Below are 6,411 nucleotides of genomic sequence, written 5' to 3'. Positions count from 1 at the left end.
GGGCGGCATCCAGACCTGGGTGATCTCCACCAGGCGGCCCGAGGGATCGCTCGGGCTATCCGTGCGGGCCGCCTCGCCGTTGACCAGCAGCGTCACCGAAACCACACCGTGCTCGGAAGCGATATGCGAGCGCACCAAGAGAGGCCCTAAGGGCAGGGCGGCGCCGTTGAGGGGCTCGTCGATCCAGGCCCGGGGCCCCGGGCCTGCCGGCGACCCGGCGCAGCTCGCCAACAGCCATCCGAACAGCACCATCCACAGTGTCTTCTTCATCGGCACCTCCTCTATCGTGGAAGCCCGCGCAGGCGGAGCTCGAGGACGCCCGCCGGAAAGATCTGGACCGGCACGCGGAGGTCGACCTGCTGCCACTCCGCGGGGGATCGTGGGAGCGCCAGCGGAATAGGTGCCGGGCTGAAGGCCCAGGTGTCATCCCCCAGCAAGTTATCGTGATCGTGCAGGGAAAAGGAGAACATCAACCCCTGCGGTCCGCGGATGGGGAGACGCAGCACGTGGTTGTTCTGGCGCATCCCATCTCCCTGGTCCAGGAACATGTCCGCGCCGGAGAGTGTCGAACCCGTGCTAAGCCCGCTGCGCGGACAGCCACCGCCGTCGCAGTTCCAGCGCACGCGCTGGCCGTTGAAGTCGAACCACCCGTAGACTTCGTATTCGCCACAGCCCTCGATCCCACATACCCCCAGTCCCACAAAGGGAATGCCGAGCGCGGACGGATCATCACAGGGCGGCGCGCCCGGGGCACAGGCGCCGCCGTCCGGCGTAGGCCCGATGACCATGAACTGCTCCAGCGTGATCTCAAGGGTCGCGCAGGAAGGCGGCACCTCCAGCTCCTGGCTCCGTGCGGTCTCCACCTCGGCTCCGGTGATCGGATCGCGTCGCAGCACCGCGCTCACGCTGTAGAACACCGTCTCGTGGCATAGCTCCTCGCTGAGGGGGGCACTCCGCACCGGCCCATCGGTTCGATGATGGAGTCGAGGGGTGCCGTAATCTGAAGCCGTGCGGCGATAGACCTTGTAGTAAAGCGGCTCCACGGGTGCCCCCTCGAAGGGGGTGTAATCCCACTCCAGCCCCGGCCCGGACATGGAGACGCATATCCTTCCCGGCTCGGGAGGAGCTGGAGGAGGCATCGGTGGGAACGGCGAAAACGGGGAGGGCATCGGCGGCCTCGGCGGCAGGCCGGGCGTGGGCGCGCATGACTCCCACCGGGCGCTGGCGCGCAGGTTATAGGGCCCTGGATAGCGCGGGTCGATCAGCGGCCGCCCGCTTTCGTCATCGATCGACGGATCAGTGTGGAAGATCCGATAAGTGAGCGTAAAGCCGCCGTTGTTCGAGGTGCCGGTCATGGGGTCACCGGCCCAATCCATTGACCCGTGCTGCGCCTGCATCCGCCCCAGGTTCACCAGCGAACCGCCCTGCCAGCCCAGGCACTCCACCTCCATCTCCAGTGGATCGTCCGCCCTCACGATGGCCTTGTTGCGGCCGCTGAGGTAGCGGGCGATGTTCCACGCTCCCCCTTCGAAGCGGATGAACTCACTCAGCGGGACCCGCTCGAATGGAGAGTTCTCTAAGGAAACGTAGCAATACAGGCGATCCACGCCCTCCCGCGGGGCGATCCCCAGAGCCTCCACGGCCAGCGGCAGGCGCTCGCCCGCGGGCAAGGCGCATCCCGTCCGTCGCACCAGCGGCGCGGGTGCGCTCCAGGTCTCCCCCCAGGCGTTATACGCGACAACCGCATACGCGTAGCCCCAATTCGGGTTACCTGGGGTCCGGTCGACGAACTGGAGCCGCGTCCCGGTCCCGCTTTGGGGCTCTAGCAGGGCTACAGCGGCGGGGATCAGGGGCGGAGCGACCATAATGCGGAAGCCGAGCTCGTCGTCGCTGTTGTCCACCCAGGAGATCTCCACTGAGCAGCCGTCCGGCCCCACTACCGCGCGGACGTCAGTGGGTGCCCGAGGCGGCCGGCCCTCCGGTGGGAGACAGACTTCGGGATTCAAGGCACAGGCGATGTCGGGCCGGGCGAGGAGGTCTTCGATCAGATCCTCCAGGAGGGGTATGCCTCCCCACCTGGGCGGAGACGCCGGCCTCGCCTCTTCGGCCTCGCCGGGCGCCGGCGCTGGCGTCGACGTGGGCATTGCGGAAGGGGGCTCTGAAGGCTCTCCTGGCCGCAGGGTAGGTGTCGGTCCGGGCCCCGCCGGTGGTGCCCCTGAAGGCTCCCCCGGACCTGGGGCCGGCCTAGGCGCTGGATCCACCCGCGGGACTTCTGGTGGCATCCCCGGGGTCCCTCCGGGCACCCCAGGGCTTCCCGGGCTACTAGGCGCTCCTGGCGCTCCCCCAGGCGCCCCCGTGCCGCCTCCTGGAGCGCTCGGCCCTCCGGGCGCCCCAGCACCTCCTCCTGGAGCGCCCGGCGCCCCTGGCAGCGCCTCTGCCGCCGGCGGCGGGCACGTGGAGACATTCAGCACCACCCCCGGCCGGAGCTCGCTGACCCCGGGGTGCCGCCCGCGCAACGCTTCCACGGTGGTACAGAAGCGGGCGGCCAGGCCCTCCCAGGTGTCCCCTTCCCCGACCACATACTGCAGGGTCTGCGGCGCCAGCGGCCGCGAGGCCGACTCCGCCGGATCAGGGGCGGGAGGGATTTCCAGGATGCGGGGATCGGATTGCCGCCGGAAACCCAGGCGATCCTCCGCCGCGAGCAGGATCAGATATGAACCGGGGCCGTTGGGGATCCAGGCCTGGCTGGTCGCAAAGGGAACGTTCCCATCCGGGTCCGGGTTGGTCTGCACGGACACTTGCTGGCCGTTGATCCAGAGCTCGATGCGAGCGACGCCATCAGGATCGCTGGCGCGGCCAAACACGAACACCGGCTGGTTGACAGCGGGGTTCTCCGGGAGAACCTCCGTCAGGGTCACCCGGGGCAGGGTCGGCGGCTCCCGCGGCGCGACCAGGCGCACATACGCGAGGAACCCGGCAACCGCCACGCTCCCGAGCACTAAAAGGCCGAGCAAGGCTCTTAAAAGGATGGGCACGCGCCTCATCAGATCCTCCCTGTTCGGCTTGGGATCGGTGGATGTTCCCGCGCTTCACGCGGAGCGCTCATCTCACGAGCGAGGCGGAAACTGACACGCTCTCATCACGAGGGGAGGGGCCAGAAAACTCCCCTCCCCTGCCTTTGTCGAACCTCCTCAGCGGACCAAACGGAACCCATACGAGAGGACGGAGTCGGCGATCTGCGTTTCGGACGATGAGGCAAGATCGCTAAGGATCAGACGTCCCTCCCGGACCAGCAGAAAGCGATTGGAATCCACCCAGCGCATGTCGCAGAGATCGCATTCGCCCTCCGGCTGCCCGAGGGAGATCAGACGTCCTTCCGCATCCGCCACCCAGAAGTTGAGCTGGTTGTTGTAGAAGGCGATCCGCCGCGCGTCTGGACTCCAATCGAGCAGAAGGAGGAAGGGGTCTGCCCCCGGAAGGGCGGAAGGCGGCTCACGGTGCACTTGGCGTTCCGTTCCCTGTTCATCCCGGATGTAGAGGGCCGGCAAGCCCTCTTCGACCCGGACGTAAGCGACCTTCCGGCCGTCCGGGGAGAGACGGGGGAAGGAACCGACACGCGTGGAGAACTCCGCCAGAAGGACCGGGCTGCCCTCTAGCGGCAGGAAGTAATAGCGGCTGCGCCCGCCCGGCTCCTCCGGCCGCGCCGGCGGTATGATGGTGTAGAGGCCGCTGGAGTCCTCCCGCCAGGCGATTTCGGGGAAATACGGCCACTCGCTCTGGGTGGAAACCGGATCGAAGCGGAGCAACACCCGATCTTCGCTCCCATCCCGTCGGATCACGCGGATCTGATCGCCCTGCGATAGGGCGAAGAAGCGGCCGTCGGGCGAAAGCACCCAGGGCCCCCCGCCGCGCCCTGGCTCCAGCACCACCCGCAGGGTTCCATCATCCGCGTTCACGGAGCGCAGATCGTTCAAGAACTGGAAATACGCCTCCGTATCCGCCACCAGCTGGAAGAAGATCTCATGGGTCCCCGGGACGAAGTCGAAGTCCATGATGTAGACTGCCCGCGCGTCGGGAGGACGCTGGGATTCCAGATAGGAACGGGACACCAACAGCCGTTCGCTGCTCCCGTCGGCGCGGATCGAATACAGCTCGCCGTCCCGGAAGAAGGCGATCACCTGGCCGTCATCGCTGATCGGAATCCGCGCGCCGGTCTCCGGGTCGGCGCGGGTAAGCCGGCGGGCGGTTTCCCCCTCGCGCCACACGTAGAGATCGCCGCCGCTGACAAAGGCGATCACCAGACGCTGCGCCGCCGGAGGCGAGGTGGGCGAGGGGGCCGGGGTCGCCGTAGCGGTCGCCGCGGGAGAAGCCGTCGCCGTTGGAACGGTGGTTGGGGTAGCCGGAACAGCCGTTGCGCCGCCCGGCGTCGGAGGGCCAGCGGGCCCCTCCGCCTCGGGAGGAAGACATCCGGCCAGGGACCAGGCCAGAACGGCTGCGATCCACATAAAGGACAACGTGGAAGCGGAACGCATTTGCACCTCCCGGGTCTGGAAATTTTCCCGACAAACCCCTATCCTGTTCGTCTTGGACAAATCTCCGAGGTCGGGGACGTCTTCGGCGGTCTTCTTTCGCTCTCATCTCGTAAGGACAGATCGCGGGCCTCCCGCGAAACGCCGACAGACCCCTACGGGCGGGATGACTTCCGTCGGAGCACCAGGAAAGCCAGCGCTCCCAGCAGCCCGCCCAGGCCCAGCAGGGTCAGGATCCCCTGGAGAAACGCCATCCCACCCGCAAACATGAACAGCCCGCCCAGCGCGATGAGGGCGGTTGAGGGGAGCCACAGCATCCATGAATCGATCACAGCGGCCTGCGGGGCCCGGGGATCATACAGAACGCGAACGGTGTCCCCGACCCGATAGGCGGGCGGGTTGGCTCCTGTAGAGTCCCGGAAGCGCACGACCTCCCCCTCCCCGGTGGTGAACTCCACCTCGGCATAGAACAGCGTGTTCCCTTCGCTGGTTTGTTGGGGAACCAGCCGGACCACCGTGCCGCGGGCTTCGACGGCGGACCCTACCATCGCCTGGGTGTGCCCTCGCCATGCCCACCCCCCATAGGCGATTAGCGCCCCCATCAAGGCGAGCAGAGGGCCAGACCACAAGCCCGACAGGCTTCGAAACGGATTCAGGATCCAGTCCATCGTCGCCTCCTCCGCATAAAGAGAGAAACCCGATGTTTCCAGAGTCAGCGTCTTTGCCTATCGCACGCGCGTGAGCCGATGTTCAATCGAATGCCCATCCGGCGTGGTGAAGGTGCAAATCAGCGTGTCCCCCTCGATCCGATAGGAAATGGGGCCGGGCTGCGCCGCGAGTGGGCCTCCTGGATTGGGCATCTCAATCGGGAGATCTCCCTCCTTTAATTTCACATCCACGCGGGCAGAGACGTCCTGGAGCGTGAAGGTAGACCCATCGTCCACATACCGTCCGGAAATGGTTCCCTGGCCCTCCATCGTAATCGGTATGCCCTCGAACGGACACGCCAAGGTGTAATTCAGGGAAAACTGACCATCTGGCGCGAACTCCATCACATAATCTCCCCGACACGCCTGAAAGATCGGCGGCAGTCCACCATACGGCTCGGTGTTCGCGGCCAGGATGTCAACCGTAGCAGCCCGCCAAGTGCCTACCAGCGCGCTACGGGAAACCGGAGCAGGCGTTCGATCCGCAACCGCTGTCGGCGTTGGCCGTGCGGTCGGCGCCGGGGTTGAGGGGTCTGCCCCTACCAGAGCAAGCGCTGGGGTAGCTGTCGCCCGCCCCTCCGTTGGAGGGAGCGGAGTAGGGGAGCGATCCTCCGTCCCCGCCCTGGGTAACCCGCACGCGACCACCAGCGCCATTCCCATGAGAGCCAACACAAAAGGGATCATCTTCCTCATCTCCAAATCCTCCCGGTGTGAATTGCACAAAGGCCGGGGCGTTGAGGTCGGGACGCCGGAAGCCCGTTGCCGAAACAGCAGTCCGGGAAGACGCGTCGACCGGAGCCGCCGGATTCAGACCCCGGGTCGGGGGGCAGGAGGATTCGCCGATCCTACAGGCGAAACGCAGGTAGACGCCCACTGCGAGGGCGTCTCAAGCGGCGAACCGCTCGTCGCTTCCTCTGGCCCCTGACCGGTTTCGGAGACAGACGCGAGGGCACGCCAGACCCCAGGATGCGAGGGAAGAGCCCGCCCCACGCCTTCCTGCAACATCCAGCATAGCGATCGAGCGTCCACAAAGCGTCCACATGGCAGGAAGGGGAAAGCCGCCGAACGGCTCGTCGCTTCCTCTGGCCCCCGACTGGTTTCGGAGACAGACGTGAGGGCGCGCCAGATCCTGGGATGCGAGGAAAAAGCCCGCCCACGCCTTCCTGCAACATCCA

Annotated in this window: 5 protein-coding genes; all 5 read right to left on the bottom strand. The window is 66.7% G+C overall.

What is annotated here, in order from left to right:
- Nucleotides 1–270, bottom strand: a 270-nt coding sequence (locus tag NZM16_RS02780; protein ID WP_295478384.1) for a hypothetical protein, incomplete at its 3' end; no start/stop codon positions are given.
- Between the two features lie 11 nt (nucleotides 271–281).
- On the bottom strand, nucleotides 282–3,044 hold the full coding sequence (locus NZM16_RS02775) for a hypothetical protein (RefSeq protein ID WP_295478381.1): 2,763 nt from the start codon (nucleotides 3,042–3,044) through the stop codon (nucleotides 282–284).
- Nucleotides 3,045–3,191: 147 nt separating this feature from the next.
- A complete protein-coding gene (locus NZM16_RS02770; protein WP_295478378.1) occupies nucleotides 3,192–4,532 on the bottom strand; it encodes a hypothetical protein in 1,341 nt (446 codons plus the stop codon).
- 152 nt (nucleotides 4,533–4,684) lie between these two features.
- Entirely contained in the window at nucleotides 4,685–5,197 is a 513-nt protein-coding gene (locus NZM16_RS02765; RefSeq protein WP_295478375.1) for a DUF3592 domain-containing protein, read from the bottom strand.
- A gap of 57 nt (nucleotides 5,198–5,254) precedes the next feature.
- Nucleotides 5,255–5,929, bottom strand: a complete 675-nt coding sequence (locus NZM16_RS02760; RefSeq protein ID WP_295478372.1) for a hypothetical protein — start codon at nucleotides 5,927–5,929, stop codon at nucleotides 5,255–5,257.
- Nucleotides 5,930–6,411: the final 482 nt, after the last annotated feature.

Source organism: Thermoflexus sp. (genome assembly GCF_025055495.1).
Lineage (GTDB): Bacteria > Chloroflexota > Anaerolineae > Thermoflexales > Thermoflexaceae > Thermoflexus.
Note: the sequence above shows the minus strand (reverse complement) of the source record. Positions and strands in the feature narration are given on the sequence as shown.